Below are 24,520 nucleotides of genomic sequence, written 5' to 3'. Positions count from 1 at the left end.
AGATGACATTTGGAGGTATATCATGAATTTCGAACTTCTTTCCAACACCGGCAAGGCGGGTTGCATCGCACTTGTCGCCAGCCTGTCGCTCGCAGGGTGCGATGAACAGATCACCCTTGCACCCGGCGCCGTGAACGCCGCCGACACCTGTTCGAAGTTCCGGGCCGATGTCGAGGCATCGCGCCGCTCGGACCTTCAGAAACAGGCCAATGCCGCCATCGCCGGCGCGCTGATTGGCGCGGTGCTGGGCGCGGCGGTTGCCGGCAGCGACAACCGCGCGCAGGGTGCCCTGATCGGGGCCTCGCTGGGCGGGTTGGCCGGGTATAGCGAGGTCTATTACAAGCAGGTCGCTCAACGATCGGCCGATGCCAATTCGCTGCTCGGCAATGTGAACGCAGACGCCGGCAAGGAACGTGCGTTGCTGACGCGCACCGGAACGGCGGCGAAGAACCTGCGCAACTGCCGCAGCAGCCAGCTTGCCTCGCTGCGCAGCCGGGCTGTGTCGGGCAAGGTCACCAAGACCGCCGCACGTTCTGAGCTGAACCAGATCAAAGTCTGGGTGGCGCAGGACAACCGCCTGATCTCGGCCGCATTCAACGGTGTCGGGCAGCGTCTGGACGCCTTTGTCGACGTCACCGGCTCGGTCGCGCGCACGCAGCAGGGCATCAACTCGGCCGGCGCGCGCGCCAAGACGCCGAACGTCGCCCGCCTGTCGAGCGAGCGCAGCCAGCAGATCACCGTCTCGACCCGCAGCGAGTCCAAGGTCAACGCCGAGATCGAGGCGTTGCAGGTGCTGCTGGGATGATACCGACGATCGGCATACGGCACGCTTGCAGGGCAATGCGTCTGTGCATTGCCCTTGCTGTTCTGCTGGCAGGTCTGGGGGCCGGTCTGGGGGCGGGACCGGCTGCCGCCCGGACGGCGCCCGACAACCTGATGGCCATGATCGGCCTGCCCGCCAACCGGACCGGCCAGGCCGGCCGGCTGGAGGACCTGCAGACCAAACTTTCGTGGATCGGGCTTTACCGCGGACAGATCAACGGGCAGTCGACGCGCGAACTGGATGCGGCGATCCGGCTGTTCCAGCAGGGATTCGGCGAGCAGGCCACTGGCCACCTGACCGACGCGCAGCTGCGCGCGCTGGACAGGCGCGCCTCGGCCACCCGCCGCGACGCCCGCCTTCTGCTGGAGGATCAGTATTGGACGGGCACCCGCCTGCGCCTGCCCAAAGGCTTCCTTGGCGACCCCAATACCTGGGGCGATAATGACAGCCACATCCGCTATCGCAGCCAGGATGTCTCGAATATGGCGTTGACCATCGAACGCTACGACCTGGCGCTGTCGATCTCGCAGGCCGAAACCATGCTGCGCCAGGCCGCCGAGAAGAACGACTACCGCATTCTCGTCACCAGCAGCGAAGGCGGCTTCACCGCGATGGTCGGCGTCCGGAAAAAGGACGAGGAAGGACCCGAGCGACGAAAGTATTCGCTATACTCCACCGCCAACGGCCAGCTGCGCGGGGTCGAGATCAGTTTGGACGAGGACAGCGTGACCGCCATGCGCCCGCTGATCGCCGAGATCCTCGGCAGTTTCGAGCCCTTCCACAGCGCCGGCCTTTCCAAGACCGAGACCAAGGCCCGCGCCGCCCGCGGCGAAGGCGTCGGGCGCGGACAGGCCGCCTGGATGAACACGGTGCGCGGCACCGGGTCGGGCTCCATCGTGTCGCTGCAGGGGCATGTTCTGTCCAACCACCATGTCGTCGAAGGGTGCGCCCGGCTGACCGTGTTCGGCCAGGACGCGATCCTGATCGGGTCCGACCCGCGGGTCGACCTATCGCTGATCCGCGTGCCTTCGCTGGCGGGCCGCAACCCGGTGCGGTTCTCGCAAACCTCGCCCGAACTTGGCGCCGAGCTATACGTGCTTGGTTATCCGGTCTTTCAGGACTCGCAGTCGCTGAACCTGACATCGGGCGTGTTGTCCAGCACGGTCGGATTTTTTGGCGACCGGCGCCACATGCAGATGACCGCGCCGGTCCAGCCCGGCAACTCGGGCGGGCCGGTTCTGTCCTCGGATGGCGCGCAGATCGGCGTGGTGGTGTCAAAGCCGAACATCACCGTCAGCCTAGGCAAGAACATCGAGAACATCGCCTTCATGATCCGCGGCGCGGTTGCTCGCGATTTTCTGGAGCGCTACGAGGTGCCGGTCATCAACCAGTCTCGCAACGCCCGCCCCCTGCCCGAAGACGAACGCGGTCGCACCTGGCGGGCCTTGACCGTGCGGGTCGAATGCCACCGGGGCTAACCCTTGGTGACACCGAGGTTTTCCTGCCGCAGTGGGATCGGAAGAACGCTTTGGCGGGGCAAATGCACGACGCTGATCCTCCGGGACCGCCTGCAGGGATCACGCCGAGATGAGCGGCTTCGGAAGGTCCCTGGCGCTGGCGGCAGCGGTTGGAACGCGGCGACGTCGCCACGCTCGCCGATCTCGCCGCCGACGAGGGCCTGTCCGACCGTTGCGCCAGCCGCCTGATCCGCCTCGCATGGCTGGCACCGGACGTCGTCGAGCGGCTGGTCGTCCGCCGTGAGCCCTCGACGATCAGCATCTATGACCTGTGCTTCGTGGCGTCCCTGCCGTGGGAAGAGCAGCCAGGGCGGGTTTTCGACTGATCGAGTGGCTTTCATCGCTCGACCATAGGTCGAGCGATGAACTGGCACCTACACAGGTTATCGCCGGTGCTCCTCAGCGACCATATGATTCCATTTTCGCAGCCACGCGAAACGCTCTGGATCCTGCTCGAGCAGATAGTTCCGGATACGATCTCGCGCATCGGGTTCCGAACGGATCAGCAGCGCCCGCAGATCCTGATCGATGGCGCGGCGCTCGGCGCCCATTGCCTCGGCTTTTGCATACCACTCGTGACCGGCTGCGAGGTCCCCAAGCCCCATAAAGACAGCGCCAAGCAAGGTGCACGGCCTGAAATCGGCCGGAGTCAGTTCGTGCGCCTCCAGCCCGAGTGTCCTGGCTTCGGTGAGACGACCACCATCGCGCATCGCGCCTCCGCGCGTCGTCAAGAGCGCCGATCTCGGTTTCGGGCTCCGTCCCGCCTTGGCGAGCGCCGCCTCCGTCACCTCCAGCGCCCGCTGGGGTTCAGCAGCCTTCCGCCAATGCGCACTGGCATTTACGGCGTCCCACGGATCGCGGCTTTCTTCCCATGCCTTGGTGAGCGCTTCTGCTTCCATCCGATGCCATGCTTGCTGCAACGCATCGGTCCAGCAGTCCACCGCCTCGGTAGACAACCATGCGACGTCCACATGCGCCAGGCGGTCGCCGCTCGCTACCTGTTTTAGCAGCCGCATTGCACGCGGATAGTGCTCTGTCTCGATGAAGCCGATGCCGAACCGATCCCGCAACTCGCGGGCTTCGCGCTTGCGGCGCAGCACGGGGTCATTCTCCATTGCAGCGAAGCGCGCCTTGACCGCGACATCCATCGCCTCGGCCTTTCGGGCCTGTTCGGCTGCCACCCTGTCGGCTTCGTCCTTCGCGCTTTGGATACGATCTGACCGCTCGCGTGCCGCAGCCTCCTCGAAGGCAGGGCGATCGATCTGACCGGTCGCTAGCGCCAGAAGAGAGTTGAGCTCACCTAACGTCAGAAACGCCTGCGCCAGGGAGGTCAGCGTCTCACCCGCCTCGATCTTCTGCAGAATTCCGTTCAACCGCGCACCGACGAGCGCGGCGCCCGGCAAGTCATCGACAAAATATTTCTCCGGTAAACTGGCTTGGAGCGATCCTGACATCAGACAATCCACGCGATCAAATATACCGCTGAAGCCAAGCACGGTGGCTGGCCGGAAGGCAATCCAAAAATCCAAAGAAATCAGAGAGATCAGACGGAACGACACCGACATCGCGACGCGCCATTCGACCAGAGCACCCATGCCGCGCGGCATAGCGGCAGAATCGGGCAGACCGGTGGCGGCCGTGTGGCCTATTCCGAGGGTCCAGACCTGTTTCACATCGAGATAGGGTCCGGATACGATTCCCTCGTGCCGGACGCGGGCCAGGAGGCCCCGGTCGGTCATCTGCCTGGAAGTTACCTTAGAAACGAGAGGATCAGAATCAGCGTGGCGACGGCGATGCCGACACTCAGCAGGTGGCGGAAGCCCGCGCCTTCCGCTGGAAGCGGATGTATGAGTCAGGAGAGTTCGCCACCATCGCCGAACTGGCCGAACGGGAGGGGATCGCGACGTCCTATATGACGCGCATCCTGCGCCTGGGGCCAGCTGTTCCCTGCAGAGCAGACCCGGATCGTGCAGTTGCTGGTGCGCTGGGTCACCGTCACGTCCGAGGGGCTGGCCATCGACGTCCGGACCGACGGCGTCTCGGGCGTCATGCGCGACATGATTGCGCCACGAAAAAAGGCGGCGGCGGAATGATGAAACCCGACGTGTCCATCCAGATCTTCGTGCCGCTCAAGGTCCGCAAGCAAAACGGGCGGCCGAAGATCATGCCGCCCGCCGCCTATCTGCCCAGCGAAGACCGGACGCAGGATCCGCATATCCCGCGCGCCATCGGCCGGGCGTGGGGCCGGCGGCGGAGCATGGAAGCTGACGAGTTCAATACGGTCACCGATCTGGAAAAAGCCGTGGGGCTGGCCGAACGCCATGTCAGCCGCCAGCCGCGGCTCACCTATTTCGCGCCGGGTGTCCTCAAGCGACTGGTCTACAAGCGCGAGGTGCCCGCCGTAACCCTGTTGAAACTGACCGACGTCGCGGCCCTGCCATGGCACGAACAGCCGGAGCGGGTGTTCGACTGATCAGGCGACACGCGTAAGCTGCATCGGCCACCCAATTTCGTAAGCCGTGATGCCCTCGGCCTTTGCCAATGAACGGACAGAGGTTGGGATCCGTTCGGCGACTAAGACTCCTTCCAATTTGCCGTATACAAAGTCATCTCGCTTCCCGAGGGCGAGCAAGTAATCCGCCACCTGCTCCACGGCTTCGGGCCTCGCTTCGGCGCGCTTTAGCTCGATTATGAGCCAATCTCCTGTCAACTGGTCACGTCCCAGAATGTCGATCCGCCGAGAAGAGAGCCCTCCATCGACCGGGAATTCGTCCTGAACAAGGTCGTAACGTCCCGCCCAAGGCGTCTGCTCCCAATTCGCAAGTATGCTGTGCTGGATCACGTATTCGGTCGTAAAGCCATCCCCTTGATGTGGCGTCCTGTTGAGGGTCAAGACGCTGTGATCGAAGTCCGCCAATTCAACAAGGGTCGGGATCACGAAATCTCTGGCAACGACCAGATGTCCCGACGTTTTGTTGCGCCCCTCGAAGACAAACGGGATGCCCCGCGTAACAAACTGCGCGTGATACTTGCCGTTAAAGACAGCATGACCGAAGTCACCGCGCGCCGGGCGAAATGTGTCGATCGCGACGGACCATTGCAGATCAGGAGACGCCGAGAAGGCCAAGTAGACAACCCCTCTCGCATTGGGCCATCGCGCTTTTCGAAGCGGGTGATCCGAGCGGATCATCCAGTCCAACCCACCGGCAGCTGCTGTCCTGATCAAATGATCGACGGAGGGCGTGAGACGCCAGGATCGCGCAATGTAGGCCTCGCCACCTTGTTGTATCAGGAGGCCACCTTCGAGTTGTTCTATCTGAATGCCGTTCGAGTAGGCTTGGTGGTTCATCCGCACCCGTTCCCTTTTTTGTAATCGTTATCGTTTTATAGCCGATCCGTCATCAGCGCTTTCTTGCGGATCGCACGCAGTGCCGTGCTGACATCGTGATAGGCCGCCAGGAGCCATCCTTCCGACCGCCCTGCAGCTTCGTGTCGGTCTCCGTTACCGGATTATCTCGCGAACGCGGCGACCCCATGAACCCGGCAACCCATTGTAAATGCGAGGATGTTTCACGCCGTCCCGTAACCATCGAGGGGCACTCGAACAGAGACACGGGCCCTTCGGAGACCCATTCTTCGGCAAGCGCCCAGTCTCCGAAGGGCGAATGGCCCTGCCAATGCCATTTGAAACAAAAAGAAAAAAGGCCCCAACCGGGGCCCTTGGACGTATTCGGTGTCTGAAAGTGGCGGAGAGACAGGGATTCGAACCCTGGAGACGGTTTCCCGCCTACACACTTTCCAGGCGTGCGCCTTCGACCACTCGGCCACCTCTCCGGTCGGGTCTCATTAGCCGAACATCCCCAAGACGTTCAAGAGCCAAAACAGGGTTTTCGACAGGCCCCTGCGAGACCCTGGCGGAACTGCCCTCGGCCGCCACAATGGACCGCTCGGTACTCCGGGCGGGCCACGCGGGCGGGCGCAGCCCCGCGGCGCAGGGGCCCCGGCGGGGCGCGGCAACGCGTCGGCTCAGCGCGATCCGTCCGGGTCGCCGCCGTCCGCGGTGCCGTCGCTGTCCACGTCGCTGTCCTTCAGATAGGCCGCGCCGGGGGCCAGCGGGGTGGCGGGCTCTGTCGCGGCTGGCGTGGCGGCGGGCGCGGTCTGGGGCTCCGTGCCCCCTGCCCCGCGCAGCGCCTCGGGGTTGCGCAACCAGAGGTCGCGCTGCGCGAAGGGGATCTCGATCCCCTCTTCGCGGAAGCGTTCGATGATGCGGTGGCGTACCTCGTTCTGGACCGAGACGATGGACAGGATGTCGCGCAGGATCGCCCGGATCTCGAAATCCAGCGAATCCGCGCCAAAGCCGACAAAGACCACCTGCGGCGGCGGGTTCAGCAGGACCATCGGCTGTTCCTCGACGATTGCCTGCAGCACCTTGGCCGCATGGCGGGTGTCGGTGGAATAGGCGACGCCGATGGGCACCACCAGGCGGCCGGTCAGGTTGCCCCGGGTCCAGTTCGTCACCGTGCCGGCCACCAGGTCGGCATTGGGCACGATCACGTCGCGGCGGTCGAAGGTCTCGATCCGTGTGGAGCGGACCGAGATCGCGCGCACGAAGCCCATGTTGGGGCCGACCTCGATCCAGTCGCCCTCGGACACCGGACGTTCGACCAGCAGGATGATCCCCGAGACGAAGTTCGACACGATGTTCTGCAGGCCGAAGCCGATGCCGACCGACAGCGCCCCGGCGACATATCCAAGCGCCGAGAGGTTGATCCCGGCCGAGGTGATCGCGACGATGGCGGCGAGGAAGATACCGACATAGCCCAGCCCCGAGATGATCGCCGTCTGCCCGCCCGGGTCGATCCGGGTGCGCGGCAGGACCGTGGTGCGCAGCGTGCCCTGCACCAGCCGCGTCACGCCGAAGCCGAAGGCGAAGACCACCACCACGGTCAGGAAATCGGTGGGTGAGACGGTGGTCTCGCCCACGGTGAACCCGGCGAGGAACCGGCCCCAGAGCTCGGTCAGGTCGGTGACCCGCGCGCCCCAGATCAGCGCAAAGATCGGGACCGAGGCGATGACCAGCACAAACCCCGCCAGCACCGGGGCCAGCGCATCGCGCGCGCCCTCGCGGTTGCGGGTGAGCAGCACGTAGAATTCTGTCACCACGCGCTGCAGGATCAGCAGGAAGCCAAGCGTCTGAAGGCTGAAGATCGTCGGGAAGACAATCGAATAGCCCAGCTTGAAATACCCCACGGCCGAGATCGCCGGCCCCAGGATGGCCACCGTCGCGATGGCGCGCGACAGCAGATAGGTCATCCGGTTGCGGAAGGGCATCTCGTCGCCATCGGCCTCGGCGGCGCGGGAATGCAGCGCCAGCAGGCGCGCCACCCGCAGCAGCATCAGCCCGCCCAGAACCATCAGCGGGAACAGCAGCACATTGCGGGTGCCGGGCAGCCAGTTCTCGGATTCGCCAACCGCGTTGATCATCCCGTAAAGGAACAGCACCAGCCCCAGGAAGGTCGCGTGGAGCCGCCCCTCCAGCCGTTGCTGCCCGGTCAGATCCAGCGGCGGTTCGATGACCTCGGAGCGGGGGAAGATGCGCCCCCCCACCCAGCGGGCGACAAAGAAGGCCAGCGCCGCGCCGGGCAAGGCAGTCAGCACCACCTCGGACCTGCCGGAAACCATCGTCGTGACGAAGGCCGCCGTGACCAGCGCGATGGTTCCGGCAACGGGCAGGATGATCTGGCCCAGCGAGATCAGAAAGGCCAGCAGGTAGCGTTCCGCCGTGCGGCTGCGGTCCTGGACCGACTGGGTCAGGCGTTCGGTCCACAGGCGCCCGCGCAGAAGCAGCACGGTGGCGATGGCCAGCAGGATCAGCACCAGCAGCGCCTTGGCCTTGGCCTCGGCGACGCGGGTCGGATTGGTGACGGTGTTGCGCGTCTCGGTCACCAGCGCGGTCAGGTAATCCATCGCCGCGCCTAGCGCGACGGGCCAGTTCACCGGGTTCAGCGGCGAGGGGCCCAGTTCCAGCAGCTCGTCGGTCTGGCGATTGCGCACGATGCGGTCGATCACGCGGATCAGGGCGTCGGCCTGGCTGTGGGCGACCTCGGCGGCGCGGCCCGGGGCCTCCAGCTCGGTCAGGCGCTGCGTCAGCTCGCTGCGCTGCGTGGCGATGTCGGCCGCCTCGGGCGGCTGGTCATCGGCGGGCGCCGGGCCAAGGGCGGCAAGCTGCGCGCGCACCGTGTCGATGGCCGAGGCATTGGTCGATCGCGCCGCCTCGAAGGAGGAGCGCCAGGCCACCAGTTCGGTGCGCAGCTGTTCCAGCGCCTCGGTCGAGGCGCGGCGGCTGTCCGTGGCCTCCTGCGCGCGGGCGGCCACACGGTTCCAGGCCTCGTAGTCCAGCGGCTGGCCCTGCACCGGCTGCGCCAGCAGCGGCGCCGTGGCAACGGGCCCCAGAAGGGCAAGGCCGAGCAGCAGGACCGTCAGAAGGCGGAAGAGCCGCATCGGCCACCTCTCTAGTTGAAGACTCCGGGGATCGAGCGGGGGGCTTCGCTCAGCCAGGACGGCGTGGGCAGGCCCTTCTCCCGCAGGAATTCCGGGTTGAACAGTTTCGACTGGTACCGGTTACCGTAATCGCAAAGGATCGTCACGATGGTATGCCCGGGCCCGAGGTCCCGCGCCAGTCTTACCGCCCCGGCGATGTTGATGCCGCTGGACCCGCCAAGGCACAGCCCCTCTTCGGCCAGCAGGTCGAAAACATAGGGCAGCGCCTCGTCATCCGGGATCTGATACGAGAAATCGGGCGTGAACCCTTCGAGGTTGGCGGTGATCCGCCCCTGCCCGATCCCCTCGGTGATCGAGCTGCCCTCGGGCTTCGCCTCGCCTTCGCGGTAGAGCGAATAGACCCCCGAGCCCATCGGATCGGCCAGCGCCATCTTCACGCCCTTGGGCTGCAGCGCCATGCCGATACCGGCCAGCGTGCCGCCGGATCCGACCGAGGCGACCACCCCGTCGACCTTGCCATCGGTCTGGTCCCAGATTTCGGGGCCGGTGCCGTCGATATGCGCCTGACGATTGGCCACGTTATCGAACTGATTGGCCCAGATCGCGCCGTTTGGTTCGCTTTTGGAAAGTTCTTCGGCCAGACGCTGGGAATATCGCACGTAATTGTTCGGATTCTTGTAGGGCGCGGCGGGCACCTGAACCAGGTGCGCCCCGGCCAGACGCAGCATGTCCTTCTTTTCCTGGCTCTGCGTCTCGGGGATCACGATCACCGTCTTGAACCCCATCGAGGCCCCGACCAGCGCCAGCCCGATACCGGTGTTGCCCGCCGTGCCCTCGACAATGGTGCCGCCGGGCAGCAGGTCGCCCTTGGCGATGGCGTCGCGGATGATCCACAGCGCGGCGCGATCCTTGACCGACTGGCCGGGGTTCAGGAACTCGGCCTTGCCGAGGATCGTGCATCCCGTCTCCTCGCTCACACGGCGCAGCTTGATCAGCGGCGTGTTCCCGACCGCCTGGGCCAGGTCCTTGGCGAATTGCATGGCGGGGCTCCTTCCTCGTCCTTTGGCCCGCTAGATTTAGACGGGGGCCGGGGTGGACTCAAGCCATGCCGCGCAAACGGGGACGCTCGCGTGAAAGCCAGGTCAGAAGCAGGAAGAGCGGTCCGTTGTCCGCCTCGCCCGCGGGAATGAGGTCCATCGCCGCCTCAAACGGCAGAAGACGGGTCCGGATGTCCTCGCCCTCGGCGTCCACGCCGTGGGTGCCGGGGATGGAATCCGGCAGGTCGCAGAGGCCGACATAGGTGTGGAAATATTCGGTGATGCAGCCGGGGCTGGGATAGAAATCCCCGACGTGGAGCAAATCCCGCAGATCCAGCCCCGCCTCTTCCACCGCTTCGCGGCGGGCGCAGGTCTCGGGCGTCTCGCCCGGGTCGACGCGGCCGGCCACCGGCTCCAGCATCCAGGGATAGCGCGACCCGCGCGCATAGGGGCCCATGCGGAACTGTTCCACCAGCAGCACCCGGTCGCGCACCGGGTCGTAGGGCAGCACGATGGCCGCGTCGCCCGCGATGAAGGTCTCGCGCTTGAGCACCGCGCTCATCCCGCCGGCAAAGGTCGGATGGCGCAGGGTGTCGACCCGGGTGGTGAAATAGCCGATGTGATCGGCCCGCGAGGACAGCAGTTCCACCCTGTCCGAGGTCATGTCGCTGGTGACACGGGGCCTGGGCTTGTCGTGCGAGCGCAGATGCGCATCGGCCCGCATCTGCATCATGGTGAAGCTGAAGCCCAGTTCGGCGGGCGTCAGGCGGCCGAAGAAGCTCATCGCCTCGCTCGCCGCGATCTCGCTCAGGGCGGCCCAGCCGGGTTGCCAGCGCTCCAGGCTCCAGGGCCCGTCATCGGCCTGCGGCGCCTCTTGCGGCAGCCAGACCAGCGCCGTGCGCGCGCCCGCGTCGGTCTGCAGCTCGCAGGGCCGGCAGGCATAGCCGAACGCGGTCTCGTACCAGTCGGCGCGGGCAAAACCCTCGTCCGACATCTCGACCAGCAGGCCGGTGGCCACGGCACCGGGGCGCGGCACCAGCAGGGGATAATCCTCGCCTCTGGCCTGCACCACGGCATGGCCCGCCAGACGGGCGGGCGTTGTCGCGGGCAGTTCGCCTGTGACAATGGCCAGCAACGGGGCATGGCGCAGGGTGCCATAGACAAAGACCGATGGCATGCAGCGTTATTTCCAGTACCGGGCCGACAGATCGGCCAGGAACCCGGCCACCATGCCGCCGATCACGATGGTCAGGATCGTGTCGCGGAACAGCAGGTACTGCCCGTATTCCGCCCCGAGGGGGAACATGGCCAGCAGCGCCTCCTTGGGGCCGTCGAAACGCTCGTCGACCGCAAGGCGCAGCACCTCGTTGCCGGTGACCAGGAACAGCGTCCAGAACACCGTCGCCACCATCGCCGTCAGGCCGATGCCCGTCGCGATGCCAAAGCCGAGGAAGCCGTTCACCCGGCGCCCCAGCACGACCCAGCCGCAGAGCAGGCCCACCACCACCGAAAGTTCGACAAAATGCCCGAAATTGGTTTCTTCCGGCATCACCGCCTTGACCAGCCCCGAAATGATCCACGCCAGGAAGGCGATCATCAGGGCCGATACCAGCTTGGGCATCGTCAGCATGTCAGAGGGGCCTCGTCACGGTAATTTGCGTCACGTCGCAGTTTCCACCGGCAAAAGTTGCCGCGCAAGATGTCAGGTAGAAGTTCCACATGCGGCGAAAACGCTCATCGAAGCCGAGGTCGGCCACCTTGTCCCACTTTTCGTTGAACGTATCGTGCCAGCGGCGCAGCGTCTGCGAATAGCTTTGCCCGAATTCGACGGAGCGCGCGACCGACAGGCCCGCCCTTTCGATTTCCTGCCGCAGCACCGTGGGGCTGGGCAGCATGCCGCCGGGAAAGATGTACTTCTGGATGAAATCGACGCCGCGGCGGTAGGTCTCCCACCGCTTGTCCTGCAGGGTGATGATCTGCAGCGTCGCGTTGCGGCCCGGGTTCAGCCGGTCGCGCAGGGTGTTGAAATAGACCGGCCAGAATTTCTCGCCCACGGCCTCGAACATCTCGATCGAGGCGATGCCGTCGTAGCTGCCCCGCTCGTCGCGGTAATCCTGCAGCTTGAAATTCACCTGCTCGGACAGCCCGGCGCGGGCAATCCGCTCCTGGGCGTATTTGAACTGCTCCTGGCTGATGGTCAGCCCGGTGACGCGCAGCCCACGCTCCTTGGCGGCATATTCCGCGAAACCGCCCCAGCCGCAGCCGATCTCCAGCACGTGGTCGCCCGGGTTGACCTGCATCTGATCCACCATCGAGGCATATTTCGCCGTCTGTGCCGCCTCCAGGCTTTCCTGCCCGGTCTGGAACAGGGCCGAGGAATAGGTCATCGTCTCGTCCAGCCACAGCCCGTAGAACTCATTGCCCAGATCGTAATGGGCGCTGATGTTCTTCTTGGCCTGCTTCTTGGTGTTGCGCTGCATCCAGAAGCGGAACTTCTCGTAGGCGCGCACCAGCCCCATGCCCGGGAAGCCGTCGAACATCTCGTCATTGCCGGCGTGGATCAGGTCGAGGAAGGCCTGAAGATCGGGCGTCGACCACCATTCCTCAAGATAGGCATCGCAGAACCCCAGATCGCCCTCGCGGATCAGGCGGGCAAAGGTGTCGGGGTGATGCACGCGCACCTCGGCCACAGGGCCGGGCTTGCCGCCCTCGGCCCGGAAGGTCCGGCCATCCGGCAGGACTAGGTCCAGCCGCCCGACGGGCATCCGCGCCGCCATATCGAAGACCGGCACGAAATATCGTGGCAGGTCCTTCTGGTCCTTCGTGCTGGTGAGGATCATGTTCCTTGCTCCCATACCCGTTGCGCAAGGCTAGGCGGCAACGGCCCCGGCCCGCAAGATTTTGTCACCATTCCGTTACGTTTCCCGCGCCTGATAGGTTTCAAGTGCGCGCTTGCGGCCCTCTTCCAGCGCGATCAGCGGCGTCGGGGGCGGATCCGAGGGCCTCAGCCCCCAACGCAGCGGGATCGCGTCGAAATAGCTGAGCGCGGTCCTGGTCGGCCGCGCCTGCCCCTCGGCAAGCCAGCGGCGGCGGTAGGTGCCGTCGGGATCGAACTTGGCCGCCTGCGTCTCGGGGTTGAAGATGCGGAAATAGGGCGCGGCATCCGGGCCCGACCCCGCCGTCCACTGCCAGCCCATGGCGTTGGAGGCCGGGTCCCAGTCGACCAGGCAGTCCTCGAACCACTGCTGGCCGATGCGCCAGTGGCACATCAGGTGCTTGGTCAGGTAGCTGGCCACGATCATCCGGGCGCGGTTGTGCATGGTGCCGGTCACATACATCTCGCGCATGGCGGCATCGACGAAGGGCACGCCGGTGCGGCCCTGTTTCCAGGCGATGACCTCCTTGCGGCGCGCGTCCTCGTTCCAGGGAAAGGCATCCCAGTCCTCGCGCCAGTTGGCATCCAGGATACGCGGCGTGTGGAACATCAGGTGATAGGCGAACTCGCGCCAGACCAGTTCCTTGCGGAAGGTCTCGGCCCCCTGCCCCGATCCGGTGGCGGCATGCCAGCATTCGCGCGGAGAGATCTCGCCCAGGCTGAGGTATTGCGACATCCCCGAGGTGCCGTCTTCGGCCACCATGTCGCGGTCGGCCTTGTAGTTGCGCAGCCGGTGGGCCGCGAACTGACCCAGCCTGCGGTGCGCGGCCTCGGCCCCCGGTTTCACATGCTCGCCCACCACGCCCGCGCCCCGGCGCATTGCGCCACCCAGGGCCCAGTCGTCCAGCCGGTCCGATGCGGGCCAGTCGGCGGGCGCCGTCAGCGCGGGCCTGGGCAGGGGCTTTGCGATCTCGCGGTCCTTCACCGCGCGCCACATGGGCGAATAGACCTTGTAGAACCCGCCCTGCTGGGTTTCGACCGTCCAGGGTTCGTAGAGCAGATGCCCGGCAAAGCTCTTGGCCTCGACGCCCCGGTCCTTCAGCGCCGCCTTGACCCGGCTGTCGCGCTCCTGCGCCTGCGGATCGTAAAGGCGCGACCAGTAGACCGCCCCGGCCCCGGTCTGCGCGATCACCTCTTCCAGAACCTCCAGCGCCGGCCCCGCCCGCAGGATCAGGCGCGACCCGGCGCCCTTCAGCGTTGCGGCGAACGCCTCCAGCCCCAGGCCAAGGCGCCATTTCGGGGCCGCGCCCAGATCGTCCACCGCATGGTCGCGGATGTAGAGCGGGATCACCGGGCGGCCGCCTTCGGCCGCGGCGCGCAGGGCGGGATGGTCGTCCAGCCGCAGGTCGCGGCGGAACCAGAGGATGCAGGGCTTGGTCTCGGTCATGGGTCCATGTCGGATCGGAATGCAACGGGGCTACGTAAGCCGCTGCCCGCCCGGATCAAAGAACCGCGTCCAGCGCCCCGATCAGCTTGGCCACCTCGGCCTCGCTCGTGTAGTGGACAAAGCTCAGCCGCAAGGCGCCCTGCGCCGGGTCGACCCCCATCGCCTTGAGCGCGCGCACCGCGTAGAAGTCCCCGCCGCCGCAGACGATCCCGTGCTGCGCCAGCGCCTCGGCCAGCGGCGCGGCAGGCCCTTCGGGCTGCACCGCGATGGTCGGCGCCCGGTTGGCGGCCGCGCGCGGTCCCAGCAGGCGGACGGAGTTCTTCGAGCCGAGGTAATCCAGCAGCGGCTCCATCAACCGGATCTCCTGCGCGCGCATCAGGTCGTGCACCCGCGCGCCGCGTTCGGCCGGGGTGCCGCCCTGCCCGCCGTGATGGGCATCCAGCGCGTCGATGTAATCGGCGATCCCCGCGCAGGCCGCCACCTGCGCATGGTCCGGCCCGGCGGGCGTGAACCGCTTGTAGAGCGTATCGGCGTTGAAGAAATGCCCCTGGTTGGGCAGCTCCTGCCCGAACTGGCGGCGGATCACCATCGCGCCCTGATGCGGCCCGTAGGTCTTGTAGGTCGAGAACAGGTAGACATCCGGCCCCAGTGCCCCGACATCGGGCAGCCCGTGCGGCGCATAGCTGACACCGTCGACGCAGACAAAGGCCCCGGCGGCATGGGCGATGGCGGTGATCTCCAGCACCGGGTTCACCTCGCCCACCACGTTCGAGCAATGCGGGAAACAGACCAGCCGCACGGTGTCGTCCAGCAGCGCCTCCAGCTGTTCCGGGTCCAGCTGGCCGGTGTCGGGGTCGAGCTTCCACTCGCGCACCTCGATGCCGGACTCGGCCAGACGGCGCCAGGGACCGGAATTCGCCTCGTGGTCCTGGTCGGTCACGACGATGGCCTCGCCCGGTTTCAGCCACTGGCGGACGGCCTGCGACAGCACATAGGTGTTCTGCGTGGTCGAGGGGCCAAAGGACAGCTCGTCCTGCGCCACGCCCAGAATGGCGGCCAGCCGGCTGCGCGCCTCGTCCATCTCCTCGCCGCCCAGGCGGGTGGGATCGGCGGGGCCATAGGGCTGCATCTTGCGTTCGGTGTAGAACCGGGTCAGCCGGTCGATCACCTGGCGGCAGGCATAGCTGCCGCCGGCGTTTTCAAAGAAGGCCCAATCGGTCAGTGCCGGGGTGGCGAAGGCCGGGAACTGCGCCCGGACGAAGTCGATGTCGAATGTCATGCGCCGGACTTTTCAGAGCTTTTGGCCCGGGCGCAAGGGGGATCGCGCGGCGTCGTTGTCCTGTCGCGGGGATTGCGCCAGAGTGCGCGGCATGGAGACCCTGCCCGACAGCATCCTGCAGGCCCACGGGCTGCGCGCGGCGCAGGTCGCCGAACGCTCCGCCCTGGCCACGATCTGGCGCGTGACACGGGGGGATGGCAGCCCCGCCGCGCTCAAGGTCTACCACGGCTCCGATATGGCAAACGAGGCGCCGGGATTTGCCCTGATGCAGGCGCTTGACGGGCACGGGGCGGCGCTTGTCCACTCGGTCGGCCGGACCACGGCGCTGATGGAATGGCTCGACGGCCCGTCGCTGGGCGACATGGTGCGCGCGGGCGATGACGTGACCGCCACGGCGGAACTGGCCGCCACCGCCGCCCGGCTGCATGCCCGCGCCCTGCCCTGCGACGGCCTGCCGGTACTGGCGGACTGGTTCGCCGCCCTCTTCGCCCTGCAGTTTGCGCCTGACTGCCCGGCCCCCGCCCGGCGCGACATCGCCGCCGCCCGCGCCCTGGCGCGCCGCCTGCTGGACAGCCAGGGCCCCGCCCGGGGGCTGCACGGCGATCTGCATCACGACAATATCCGCCTCTGTTCCCGCGGATATGTCGCCTTCGACGCCAAGGGCGTGGCGGGCGACATCGGCTATGAGCTGGCCAATGCCCTGCGCAATCCCTCGGGTGTCCCGGACCTGATCCGGGACCCCGCCGTCCTGCGGCGCCGCGCATCCGTCTGGGCCCCGGCGCTTGGCCAGACGCCCGACCGGCTGCTGCAATGGGGGGCTGCGAAATGCGCCCTCTCGATCGCCTGGCGGGCCGGGGGCACACTGGCCTGCGACCGCGAGCTTGACCTGCTGTCGATCCTGCTGGGCCTCGGGCGCGCATGAAAAAACCGGCCGGGTTGCCCCGGCCGGTTCGGATTTCCTCAGCCGGCTGGCCGGCCTCAGGCCTGTTCGGCCCGCAGCCCCTTCCAGATCGCCCAGCACATCAGCAGCAGGACAATCGTGAACGGCAGCCCGGTCGAGATCACCATCGACTGCAGCGACTGCAGCCCCCCGGCCGAGAGCAGCAGCACGATGGCCACCGCGCCTTCGAACACGCACCAGAAGACGCGCTGCGGCACCGGCGCGTCGACCTTGCCGCCGGCCGTGATCGTGTCGATCACCAGCGAGCCCGAATCCGACGAGGTGACGAAGAACACGATCACCAGGACGATCCCGATCACCGAGGTGATCCCCGAAAACGGCAGCCCCTCCAGCATCGCGAACAGCGACAGCGGCGGGTTGTAGCTGTCGATCACCTGCGCCTTGACCGCGCTGGTGGCCGGATCGCTCAGAACCTGGTCGATGGCCACGCCGCCAAAGACGGCCATCCACAACACGCAGACCAGCGAGGGGATGATCAGCACGCAGATGATGAACTCGCGCACCGTGCGGCCGCGGCTGACGCGGGCGATGAACATGCCCACGAACGGCGACCAGCTGATCCACCAGGCCCAGTAGAACGAGGTCCAGCCCTGGACAAAGCCGGTATCCTCGCGGCCCACCGGGTTCGACAGCGGAATCAGGTCGACCAGATAGGCGCCCAGCCCGTTGACGAAATCGGTCATGATCAGCAGCGTCGGCCCGACAAACAGCACGAAAAGCAGCAGCAGGGCCGCAATCCCCATGTTGATCTCGGACAGCAGCTTGACCCCGCCATCCAGCCCCCGCAGCACCGAAATCAGCGCGATCGAGGTAATGCCGGTGATCAGCAGCACCTGCGCCGTCGGCCCGATCGGCACGCCGAAGACGTGGTTCAGACCGGCATTCGCCTGCTGCGCGCCAAAGCCGAGCGAGGTCGCCAGCCCGAAGAGCGTGGCAAAGACCGCCAGCGTGTCGATGACATGGCCCCACCAGCCCCAGACCCGGTCGCCCAGGATCGGGTAAAAGGCCGAGCGGATGGTCAGCGGCAGCCCCTTGTTGAAGCTGAAGAGCGCCAGCGCCAGCGCCACCACCGCATAGATCGCCCAGGGGTGCAGCCCCCAGTGGAAGATCGTGGCGGCCAGGCCCATCTTCTTGGCCGCCTCCACGTTTTCCGGGATCAGCTGCCCGTCCTCGGTAAAGGGCGAAGGCACGCCCAGCGGTTCCGAAACGGCCATGTGATAGACCGGTTCCAGCACGCCAAAGAACATCAGCCCGATGCCCATGCCGGCGGCAAACAGCATCGCGAACCAGCCGATATAGCTGTAATCAGGCCGTGCATCGGCGCCGCCCAGCCGGACCTTGCCCACCGGGGTCACGATCAGCACGAGGCAGAAGATGACAAAGATGTTCGCCGCCGCCAGGAAGAACCAGTCGAACCCCTTGGTCACGGATGCAAACAGCCACGAGAACACCGCCCCCGCCTGCTCCGGCAGGGCGAGCGTGTAGAAGACGAAGGCCACGATGGCCAGGCCCGAGATCACGAAGACCGGGTTGTGGATGTCAAAGCCGAACGGGCCGACGCTGCCATCGATGTTGTCCTGACCGATCTCGTATTCGGTCTGGATCACATCGGACGCGCCTTCCGGTTCGGGTATGCCCTGGTTGCTTGTCGTATCGGCCATTCATGGCCCCCCTGTTCGCTATGGTAAACAACATGTCGCGGGTCTTGGCGCCCGCTTGCCTTCAGTCACGCACGACAAGGACCGAGGTCCTTGCCCGCGCCGCGATCGTGCCGCCGTTGGACGGCCAGATATGGTCGGCCACATTGGGAATGTGGCTTGCGATCACCACCAGATCGGCGCCCGTCTCCTCGACCGCGCGCAACAGGGCGGGGTCCAGATCGGTGGCCGGATCGTGGCTGGTGACAGCATGAGAGGACGCCTCGATCCCCGTCGCCCGGCCCTGCTCGGCGGCAAAGGCGGCAAGCCTCTCGGCGAAGTCCTCGGGCGTACGGGCGACGGAGGACGGCGCGGCGGCCGAAACGCCGACATAGACGATTTTTGCACCCTCGGCCTTCGCCAGCCTGGCCGCGCAATCGAGCGCCTTGCCCAGCCGGTCGGCATGGGCCAGGTCCACGGGCACCATGATTGTCGAGAACATCTCACCTCTCCCGGTTTGACGCGAAGGGGCCGGCCACGTCCGGTCCGGGTACTCTCCCTCGCGCTGCTGTGGCATCCGTGCCGCGGCAGGGCGCAGCACATCCTTGAGGTGAAAGGTTAATCAAACCATGGGTCCGGGTTCAACCGGCAACGCCCATATTCTATGCAAAAGCGACCGATCCTGTCGCAGAAAACACATCGCGCCCACGATCGGGCAGCCCGCGGACCGCCGCATTTGCTGCCCTCGCCCCCCCCGAGCGTGACGGCACCACGGCTCAGCCCGCGACAGCCGCACCCCGGCCCCCGGACGGGCGGCCAAATCGGCGGGCACAGCACGCCGATGTCCTGTACGGCAGGTGGTGGTCCCAGATCCGGGACATGGGTCGCCCAAACCAGCCGGGTCACGGCCCTTTGACCCCGCATTCCGGCGGACCCGCCGGATGGACAGGCTGCATGTTGTGCAAGAAAGGGGGCTCTGCCCCCGCCGCACCTGCGGTGCGTCTCCCCCGGAGTATTTTGGACGAGATGAAGCAGGGGGCCGGTCCCCTGCTTCCTCTTGCTTCAAATATGCCCGCCGGAGGAGTCAGACGCACCGCGCGGATGCGCGGTGCAAAACATCATGTGCGCCGAAGGCGCTCCTGTCCGACGGGGCCGCTTGCGCCGTCGTGAGAGACGGCGCGCCTCCGTCAGCTTCCGGCCACGTCGACCACCACGCGGCCCTTGACCTTGCCGGCCAGGATATCCGCGCCCAGCCCCGGCAGATCCGACAGGGTGGCGGGATGAACCATCGCCTCCAGCTTCTCCATCGGCAGATCGGTGGCGATGCGCTCCCAGGCCTTCAGCCGCCCGGCATAGGGCTTCATCACACTGTCGATGCCCAGCAGGTTCACCCCGCGCAGCAGGAAGGGGATCACCGTCGCCGGCAGGGCCGCGCCGCCCGCAAGGCCCACGGCGGCAACCGAACCGCCGTATTTCATCTGCCCCAGCACCCGCGCCAGCATCGCGCCGCCCACGGCATCGACACAGCCGGCCCAGGCCTCGGTTTCCAGCGGCCGCTTGACCGTCTCGTTGATCTCCTCCCGCGCCACGATCGTGGTCGCACCGAGATCCTTCAGGTACGCCGCCGTCTCGGGACGGCCGGTGACCGCGGCCACCTCATGGCCCAGCTTGCCCAGGATCGCCGTGGCGACCGAGCCCACGCCGCCCGCGGCGCCGGTCACCAGCACCGGCCCGTGGCCCGGGGTCAGCCCGTGCTCCTCCAGTGCGATCACGGCCAGCATCGCGGTGAACCCGGCGGTGCCCACGGCCATCGCCTGGCGCGTCGTCAGCCCGTCGGGCAGCGGCACCAGCCAGTCGGCCTTGACCCGCGCCTTCTGCGCATAGCCGCCCCAATGCGCCTCGCCCACGCGCCAGCCGGTCAGCACGACCTTGTCGCCGGGCTTGTAGCGGCTGTCGCTGCTCTCTTCGACCGTGCCGGCGAAATCGATGCCCGGCACATGCGGATATTTGCGCACCAGCCCGCCGCCACTGGCCGACAGGCACAGCCCGTCCTTGTAGTTCACCGTCGAATATTCGACGGCCACCGTGACCTCGGCATGGGGCAGCTCGTCGGTATCGATCTGCCGGACGCTGGCCGTGGCCGGGCCGTCCCCGGTCTTGTCGACGATCAGGGCGTTGAACATGGGTGTCCTCCTTGAGAAGTCTTCCGCCGCGGATCGCCCGCGCCGGACCCGGGCCTTACTCGAGCCCGGGCATGATGAAAAGATCGGTGTCCGCCGTCCTGGCGCCGGCGGCGGTCAGCATCGCGTGGATCTGGCCGCGGTGATGGGTCTGGTGATTGAACATATGCGCGACGCAGAGCGCCACCGGCCGCGCCGTGTCCCGCCCGAGCGCGCCGGAATACCAGCGCAGGTTGCCGGTCAGGTCGATCGCGTGCAGCCCCTCGGCCCAGAGCTCCATCTGGCCGTCCAGCCGGAACCGCTCGGCGCTCCAGACCGCCGAGGTGGGCGTGATCGCGGTGCTGCCCGACGCGGCGACATCGGGCTTTTCGACCGTGTCCCCCAGTCGCGACATCCACATCCGGTCGGCCCAGAGCAGGTGGTTCGCAATGCCGAGGATCGACTTGAAGAAGGCGCCGCGATCCGCCGTCAGATCGGCCTCGTCCAACTGCTCCATCGCCTGCCGCATGCAGCGGTTCTGCCAGGAATTGTACTGCGCCATCATCACGCAATAGGCCGGACTGATCATCGAAACCTCTCCTTGGTCGGCCCGATATTCACAAGCCATCAACGCGGTTTGCAAGACCCAAGACGCCCCCGGCGCGACGAAATGCGCAGCCCCGCCCCCCGCGCAGCCCCCCGGCGCCGCACGCGCAGCAACAGCGCCCCCCACGACGCCCTGGCCGGAAACCCTGTCCCCGTCGCTGCGCTCTGGCCCTCAGGCCGCCGTCAGCGCCTCGTCCAGCAGGGCCAGCACCGCCTCGCGCGGGACATCGGCCGTGACGAAGGCCTGCCCGATCCCGCGTGCGAGGATGAAACGCAGCTGCCCGTCGATGACCTTCTTGTCCTGCCCCATCAGATCCAGCAGGGCCGCCGCGCCGGGCAGCTCCCCCGGAATGTCGGAGAGGTCGCATTTCATGCCCATGCCCTTGAGATGCGCACGCACCCGGCTGGGCTCTTCCTGCGGGCACAGGCCAAGGCGGGCCGAAAGCTCGAACGCCAGGGCGCAGCCGATGGCCACGCCCTCGCCATGCAGCAGCCGGTCGGAATAGCCGGTGGCCGATTCCAGCGCGTGGCAGAAGGTATGGCCCAGGTTCAGCAGCGCGCGGTCGCCCTGCTCGGTCTCGTCCCGGGCCACGATCTCGGCCTTCATCTCGCAGGACCGGCGGACCGCCCGCGCCCGCGCCTCGGGCGAACCGGCCGCGGCGGCGGGGCCGTTCTCCTCCAGCCAGTGAAAGAACGCCGCATCCCCCAGCAGCCCGTATTTCACCACCTCGCCATAGCCGGCCAGGAAGTCGCGCGGCGGCAGCGAGGCCAGCACGTCGATATCGCAGAGCACCATCGAGGGCTGGTGAAACGCGCCGATCAGGTTCTTGCCCTGCGGCGCGTTGATCCCGGTCTTGCCCCCGACCGAGCTGTCGACCTGCGCCAGCAGCGAGGTCGGCACCTGCACGAAGCGCACGCCCCGGCGCAGCACGGCCGCGGCGAATCCGGCCAGATCGCCGATCACCCCGCCGCCCAGGGCCAGCACGATGTCGCGCCGCTCGACCTTCTGCGCCAGCAGCCATTCCACGGTGCGTTCGAACTGCGGCCAGCCCTTGGTCGCCTCTCCGGGGGGCAGCGCCAGGGCGACCGTCTCGATCCCCTGCCCCGCCAGCCCGGCGCGCAGGGTGTCCAGGTGCAGCGCGGCCACCGTCTCGTCCGTCACCACGGCCACGCGCGGACGCGCCAGCAGCGGGGCGATCATCGCCCCCGCGCGGCCCAGCAGGCCGGGGCCGATGTGGATGGGATAGCTGCGGTCGCCAAGTTCGACGCGGATGGTGTCGATCATGTTTTCTCCAGAACATCGGGGCGTACGGCCAGCGCGTCGAGCACGCGCTCGGCCATCTGTTGCACGGTGAAGGCGGGATCGGCCTTCACGCTCAGATCGGCCAGCGCATAGATCGGCACCCGCGCATCGTAGAGCCCCGAGAGCGTGGCCAGCGGATTGGCGGTGCGCAGCAGGGGCCGGGTGTCGCGCTGGCGCACCCTTTTCCACAGCAGGTCCAGCGGCACGTCCAGCCAGACCGAAACCCCCCGCGCGCTGATCGCGCTGCGGTTCGTCTCTTGCAGAAAGGCACCCCCGCCGGTCGACAGAATGCAGCATTCCTCGTCCAGAAGGCGCGCGATCACCTGGGCCTCTTTCCGGCGAAAGAAGGCTTCGCCGTAACGGTCGAATATCTCGGCCACCGACTGGTTCGAGGCGGTCTCGATCTCGTGATCCGAATCGAGAAAGGGAACGGCCAGCGACGCCGCCAGCGCCTTGCCGACAGCCGTCTTGCCTGCTCCCATCATGCCAACGAGCACGATGGTTTTCCGCACGTTCCACCCCATTTCGCGCCTGACTCGGCTGTCTCTCGCTCAATTCTTCACGATCTTGCCTGAATGACGTGATCTTGTCGGAAATGCCAGTTATAAAGTCCCAAAAGAAGCAGGCATATGAAATCAGGCACCGGGGCAGCAACGGATGTTTACCGTAATCAAGTGGTTGTTCTATTTGGCATTGTTGCTGGGCTTCGCCCTTGTCGTTTATGCCTATCTCGGCCCGTGGTTCGGCGTGGATTTCTCGCCGCCCCTGACCGAGGTCCGCTCGCCCGTGACGCTGGATGTCAACTAGGCGCCTGATCCCTTTCCCGCTTGCGCTGGCCCTCCTGGCGGGCCCGACTGTGCTAGGCCCGATTCTGGCGGGCCCGGTCGCCGCACAGGCGCCGATTTCGGCGATCGACTGGCTCAGCCAGTCCTTGCCCACGGCCGTCATGCGCCCGGTCGAGCCGGTGGTGGAACCGCCCGTCGCCCGGGGCGCCAGCCGTCCCGATGTCGAGGTGACGCCGCTGAACCAGGTCGACACGGCCTCGGTCGGCTTGCTGGGCTCGGCGGTCACCGGCTTTCCCGAAACGCTCTGGGCCGGGTCGCGCGAAAGCGTTCTGGCCGGGCTGATGGGCCGGCTCGACGTCGACCGGCTGCCCGCGATGCAGTCGCTGCTCTATACCCTGCTGCTGGCCGAGGCAGACCCCGCCGCCGATCACGGCAGCGCCCCGGTGCTGCTGGTCGCCCGGATCGACAAGCTGGCCGAACTGGGCGCCGTGGAACCCGCGCTGGCCCTGATCGAACGCGCCGGGCCGGAACGCTACCCCGAGGTTTTCAACCGCTATTTCGACCTGTCTCTGCTGGCAGGGACCGAGGATGACGCCTGTGCCCGGATGGATGCGCGCCCCGACCTTGCGCCGGGCTATGACGCGCGGATCTACTGCCTCGCCCGGCGCGGCGACTGGCGGGCGGCGGCGCTGACCTTCTCGACCGTGCGGGCGCTGAATGTGCTGCCGCCGTCGACCGACACGCTGCTGGAAATGTTCCTGGATCCCGAACTGGTCGAAGGCGCCCCCCCGCTGGCCCCGCCGGCCCGGATCACGCCGCTGGTCTTCCGCCTGCACGAGGCGATCGGCCAGTCGCTGCCCGTGGCCTCGCAGCCGCGCGCCTATGCCATGTCGGACCTGCGCAACCTGTCGGGCTGGAAATCCGAGCTGGAGGCCATCGAACGCCTGGCCCGCACCGGCGCCCTGCCGGAAAACCGCCTGCTGGGCGTCTATACCGAACGCAAGCCCGCCGCCTCGGGCGGGATCTGGGACCGGGTCGCGGCGGTGCAGGAGTTCGACACCGCCATGACCTCGGGCGAACCCCAGGCCGTGGCCGACACGGTGACCGCCGCCTGGGCCGCCATGCGCGAGGTCTGGCTAGAGGTGCCCTTTGCCCGCCTTTACGGCGACAGGCTGGCCGGGATGGACCTGCCCGGCAAACCCGCCCGCCGCACGGCCTTCCGCACCGCCATGCTGTCGAGCGGGTACGAGGCGGCGGCGATGAAGATGCAGGCCGACGGCCCCGAGGAACTGTTCCTCGCCGCCCTGGCCACCGGCGATCCCGGCAAGGCTCAGGCGCATTCCGCCGCCGCCCGCGCGGTGGCCGCCGCCTGGGCCCCCGATGCCCGCCCCACGGACGAGACCCGCCGCATGATCGCCGAGCACCGTCTGGGCGAGGCGATCCTCAGGGCCATGACGCTCTATTCCCGCGCCGCCGCGGGCGAGTGGAAGGACGCGACCGAGGCGCTGACCGTCCTGCGCTCCGTCGGGCTGGAGGACATCGCCCGCCAGGCCGCCCTGCAGATGCTGATCCTGGACCGGAGGGGCTGAG

General features: G+C 67.1%; 23 protein-coding genes and 1 tRNA gene. 8 read left to right on the top strand and 16 right to left on the bottom strand.

Annotation, left to right across the window (positions count from 1 at the left end):
• Window positions 1–22: 22 nt before the first annotated feature.
• The 3 genes from GLS40_RS03315 to GLS40_RS03305 all read left to right on the top strand — a co-directional run bounded on the left by GLS40_RS03315 (window position 23) and on the right by GLS40_RS03305 (window position 2,666).
• Window positions 23–805, top strand: coding sequence for a YMGG-like glycine zipper-containing protein (locus tag GLS40_RS03315; RefSeq protein ID WP_160381212.1), 783 nt, complete (start codon window positions 23–25; stop codon window positions 803–805).
• Window positions 806–936: 131 nt separating this feature from the next.
• On the top strand, window positions 937–2,301 hold the full coding sequence (locus tag GLS40_RS03310) for a serine protease (protein ID WP_160381211.1): 1,365 nt from the start codon (window positions 937–939) through the stop codon (window positions 2,299–2,301).
• Window positions 2,302–2,450: 149 nt separating this feature from the next.
• Window positions 2,451–2,666: a hypothetical protein gene (locus GLS40_RS03305; RefSeq protein WP_235905763.1), complete on the top strand. Its 216-nt coding sequence runs from the start codon at window positions 2,451–2,453 to the stop codon at window positions 2,664–2,666.
• Window positions 2,667–2,723: 57 nt separating this feature from the next.
• On the opposite strand, the gene GLS40_RS17915 is transcribed toward GLS40_RS03305, so the two are convergent.
• A complete protein-coding gene (locus tag GLS40_RS17915) occupies window positions 2,724–4,079 on the bottom strand; it encodes a lysozyme family protein (protein WP_235905762.1) in 1,356 nt (451 codons plus the stop codon).
• A gap of 228 nt (window positions 4,080–4,307) precedes the next feature.
• Here GLS40_RS17915 and GLS40_RS18070 point away from each other — a divergent pair, with 228 nt between their 5' ends.
• Window positions 4,308–4,433 carry a hypothetical protein gene (locus GLS40_RS18070; RefSeq protein ID WP_268892935.1) on the top strand — a complete coding sequence of 42 codons (126 nt, stop codon included), beginning with the start codon at window positions 4,308–4,310 and terminating at the stop codon, window positions 4,431–4,433.
• Entirely contained in the window at window positions 4,430–4,813 is a 384-nt protein-coding gene (locus tag GLS40_RS03290; protein WP_160381210.1) for a hypothetical protein, read from the top strand. Before GLS40_RS18070 ends, GLS40_RS03290 begins: the two co-directional genes overlap by 4 nt.
• On the opposite strand, the gene GLS40_RS03285 is transcribed toward GLS40_RS03290, so the two are convergent.
• From GLS40_RS03285 to GLS40_RS03245, 9 genes are all read right to left on the bottom strand, one after another.
• Window positions 4,814–5,689 (bottom strand): endonuclease NucS domain-containing protein, encoded by an 876-nt coding sequence (locus GLS40_RS03285; protein WP_160381209.1) that lies wholly within the window; start codon window positions 5,687–5,689, stop codon window positions 4,814–4,816.
• A gap of 395 nt (window positions 5,690–6,084) precedes the next feature.
• Window positions 6,085–6,174: transfer RNA gene (locus tag GLS40_RS03280), tRNA-Ser, on the bottom strand.
• 192 nt (window positions 6,175–6,366) lie between these two features.
• Complete coding sequence (locus GLS40_RS03275) at window positions 6,367–8,841, bottom strand: DUF3772 domain-containing protein (protein WP_160381208.1); 2,475 nt, start codon at window positions 8,839–8,841, stop codon at window positions 6,367–6,369.
• A gap of 11 nt (window positions 8,842–8,852) precedes the next feature.
• Window positions 8,853–9,881: a cysteine synthase A gene (locus GLS40_RS03270; protein WP_160381207.1), complete on the bottom strand. Its 1,029-nt coding sequence runs from the start codon at window positions 9,879–9,881 to the stop codon at window positions 8,853–8,855.
• Window positions 9,882–9,939: 58 nt separating this feature from the next.
• Window positions 9,940–11,055 (bottom strand): NUDIX domain-containing protein, encoded by a 1,116-nt coding sequence (locus GLS40_RS03265; protein ID WP_160381205.1) that lies wholly within the window; start codon window positions 11,053–11,055, stop codon window positions 9,940–9,942.
• A gap of 6 nt (window positions 11,056–11,061) precedes the next feature.
• Window positions 11,062–11,508 (bottom strand): TrgA family protein, encoded by a 447-nt coding sequence (locus tag GLS40_RS03260; RefSeq protein WP_160381203.1) that lies wholly within the window; start codon window positions 11,506–11,508, stop codon window positions 11,062–11,064.
• Window position 11,509: 1 nt separating this feature from the next.
• Window positions 11,510–12,718 (bottom strand): SAM-dependent methyltransferase, encoded by a 1,209-nt coding sequence (locus GLS40_RS03255; protein WP_160381202.1) that lies wholly within the window; start codon window positions 12,716–12,718, stop codon window positions 11,510–11,512.
• Window positions 12,719–12,793: 75 nt separating this feature from the next.
• A complete protein-coding gene (locus GLS40_RS03250; RefSeq protein WP_160381201.1) occupies window positions 12,794–14,200 on the bottom strand; it encodes a cryptochrome/photolyase family protein in 1,407 nt (468 codons plus the stop codon).
• A gap of 55 nt (window positions 14,201–14,255) precedes the next feature.
• Entirely contained in the window at window positions 14,256–15,479 is a 1,224-nt protein-coding gene (locus tag GLS40_RS03245) for an aminotransferase class V-fold PLP-dependent enzyme (RefSeq protein WP_160381200.1), read from the bottom strand.
• A 91-nt stretch (window positions 15,480–15,570) separates the two neighbouring features.
• Here GLS40_RS03245 and GLS40_RS03240 point away from each other — a divergent pair, with 91 nt between their 5' ends.
• On the top strand, window positions 15,571–16,401 hold the full coding sequence (locus GLS40_RS03240; protein WP_160381198.1) for an aminoglycoside phosphotransferase family protein: 831 nt from the start codon (window positions 15,571–15,573) through the stop codon (window positions 16,399–16,401).
• A 56-nt stretch (window positions 16,402–16,457) separates the two neighbouring features.
• On the opposite strand, the gene GLS40_RS03235 is transcribed toward GLS40_RS03240, so the two are convergent.
• From GLS40_RS03235 to GLS40_RS03210, 6 genes are all read right to left on the bottom strand, one after another.
• Window positions 16,458–18,101: a BCCT family transporter gene (locus tag GLS40_RS03235; RefSeq protein ID WP_160381196.1), complete on the bottom strand. Its 1,644-nt coding sequence runs from the start codon at window positions 18,099–18,101 to the stop codon at window positions 16,458–16,460.
• A 61-nt stretch (window positions 18,102–18,162) separates the two neighbouring features.
• Entirely contained in the window at window positions 18,163–18,579 is a 417-nt protein-coding gene (locus GLS40_RS03230; protein ID WP_160381195.1) for a universal stress protein, read from the bottom strand.
• Window positions 18,580–19,264: 685 nt separating this feature from the next.
• Window positions 19,265–20,260 carry an acryloyl-CoA reductase gene (gene acuI, locus GLS40_RS03225; RefSeq protein ID WP_160381193.1) on the bottom strand — a complete coding sequence of 332 codons (996 nt, stop codon included), beginning with the start codon at window positions 20,258–20,260 and terminating at the stop codon, window positions 19,265–19,267.
• Between the two features lie 55 nt (window positions 20,261–20,315).
• Window positions 20,316–20,825 carry a DinB family protein gene (locus GLS40_RS03220; protein WP_160381192.1) on the bottom strand — a complete coding sequence of 170 codons (510 nt, stop codon included), beginning with the start codon at window positions 20,823–20,825 and terminating at the stop codon, window positions 20,316–20,318.
• 189 nt (window positions 20,826–21,014) lie between these two features.
• Complete coding sequence (gene aroB, locus GLS40_RS03215; protein WP_160381191.1) at window positions 21,015–22,127, bottom strand: 3-dehydroquinate synthase; 1,113 nt, start codon at window positions 22,125–22,127, stop codon at window positions 21,015–21,017.
• On the bottom strand, window positions 22,124–22,669 hold the full coding sequence (locus GLS40_RS03210) for a shikimate kinase (RefSeq protein ID WP_160381190.1): 546 nt from the start codon (window positions 22,667–22,669) through the stop codon (window positions 22,124–22,126). Before GLS40_RS03210 ends, aroB begins: the two co-directional genes overlap by 4 nt.
• 133 nt (window positions 22,670–22,802) lie before the next feature.
• Here GLS40_RS03210 and GLS40_RS17795 point away from each other — a divergent pair, with 133 nt between their 5' ends.
• Together GLS40_RS17795 and GLS40_RS03205 are read left to right on the top strand one after the other, a co-directional pair.
• Window positions 22,803–22,952: a hypothetical protein gene (locus GLS40_RS17795; RefSeq protein ID WP_202075858.1), complete on the top strand. Its 150-nt coding sequence runs from the start codon at window positions 22,803–22,805 to the stop codon at window positions 22,950–22,952.
• A gap of 49 nt (window positions 22,953–23,001) precedes the next feature.
• A complete protein-coding gene (locus GLS40_RS03205; protein WP_160381189.1) occupies window positions 23,002–24,519 on the top strand; it encodes a hypothetical protein in 1,518 nt (505 codons plus the stop codon).
• The last annotated feature ends 1 nt before the right edge of the window (window position 24,520 follow it).

It is taken from the genome of Pseudooceanicola pacificus, assembly GCF_009789075.1.
In the GTDB taxonomy this organism is placed as follows: Bacteria; Pseudomonadota; Alphaproteobacteria; order Rhodobacterales; family Rhodobacteraceae; genus Pseudooceanicola; species Pseudooceanicola pacificus.
Note: the sequence above shows the minus strand (reverse complement) of the source record. Positions and strands in the feature narration are given on the sequence as shown.

Coding starts and splice junctions, on each gene's coding strand:
- GLS40_RS03235 (WP_160381196.1), bottom strand. CDS start 18,101: ATGGCCGATACGACAAGCAACCAGGGCATACCCGAACCGGAAGGCGCG.
- GLS40_RS03220 (WP_160381192.1), bottom strand. CDS start 20,825: ATGATCAGTCCGGCCTATTGCGTGATGATGGCGCAGTACAATTCCTGG.
- GLS40_RS17795 (WP_202075858.1), top strand. CDS start 22,803: ATGTTTACCGTAATCAAGTGGTTGTTCTATTTGGCATTGTTGCTGGGC.
- GLS40_RS03265 (WP_160381205.1), bottom strand. CDS start 11,055: ATGCCATCGGTCTTTGTCTATGGCACCCTGCGCCATGCCCCGTTGCTG.
- GLS40_RS03210 (WP_160381190.1), bottom strand. CDS start 22,669: ATGGGGTGGAACGTGCGGAAAACCATCGTGCTCGTTGGCATGATGGGA.
- GLS40_RS03245 (WP_160381200.1), bottom strand. CDS start 15,479: ATGACATTCGACATCGACTTCGTCCGGGCGCAGTTCCCGGCCTTCGCC.
- GLS40_RS03270 (WP_160381207.1), bottom strand. CDS start 9,881: ATGCAATTCGCCAAGGACCTGGCCCAGGCGGTCGGGAACACGCCGCTG.
- GLS40_RS03260 (WP_160381203.1), bottom strand. CDS start 11,508: ATGCTGACGATGCCCAAGCTGGTATCGGCCCTGATGATCGCCTTCCTG.
- GLS40_RS03315 (WP_160381212.1), top strand. CDS start 23: ATGAATTTCGAACTTCTTTCCAACACCGGCAAGGCGGGTTGCATCGCA.
- GLS40_RS03275 (WP_160381208.1), bottom strand. CDS start 8,841: ATGCGGCTCTTCCGCCTTCTGACGGTCCTGCTGCTCGGCCTTGCCCTT.
- GLS40_RS17915 (WP_235905762.1), bottom strand. CDS start 4,079: ATGACCGACCGGGGCCTCCTGGCCCGCGTCCGGCACGAGGGAATCGTA.
- GLS40_RS03290 (WP_160381210.1), top strand. CDS start 4,430: ATGATGAAACCCGACGTGTCCATCCAGATCTTCGTGCCGCTCAAGGTC.
- GLS40_RS03255 (WP_160381202.1), bottom strand. CDS start 12,718: ATGATCCTCACCAGCACGAAGGACCAGAAGGACCTGCCACGATATTTC.
- GLS40_RS03230 (WP_160381195.1), bottom strand. CDS start 18,579: ATGTTCTCGACAATCATGGTGCCCGTGGACCTGGCCCATGCCGACCGG.
- aroB (WP_160381191.1), bottom strand. CDS start 22,127: ATGATCGACACCATCCGCGTCGAACTTGGCGACCGCAGCTATCCCATC.
- GLS40_RS03310 (WP_160381211.1), top strand. CDS start 937: ATGGCCATGATCGGCCTGCCCGCCAACCGGACCGGCCAGGCCGGCCGG.
- GLS40_RS03240 (WP_160381198.1), top strand. CDS start 15,571: ATGGAGACCCTGCCCGACAGCATCCTGCAGGCCCACGGGCTGCGCGCG.
- acuI (WP_160381193.1), bottom strand. CDS start 20,260: ATGTTCAACGCCCTGATCGTCGACAAGACCGGGGACGGCCCGGCCACG.
- GLS40_RS03285 (WP_160381209.1), bottom strand. CDS start 5,689: ATGAACCACCAAGCCTACTCGAACGGCATTCAGATAGAACAACTCGAA.
- GLS40_RS03250 (WP_160381201.1), bottom strand. CDS start 14,200: ATGACCGAGACCAAGCCCTGCATCCTCTGGTTCCGCCGCGACCTGCGG.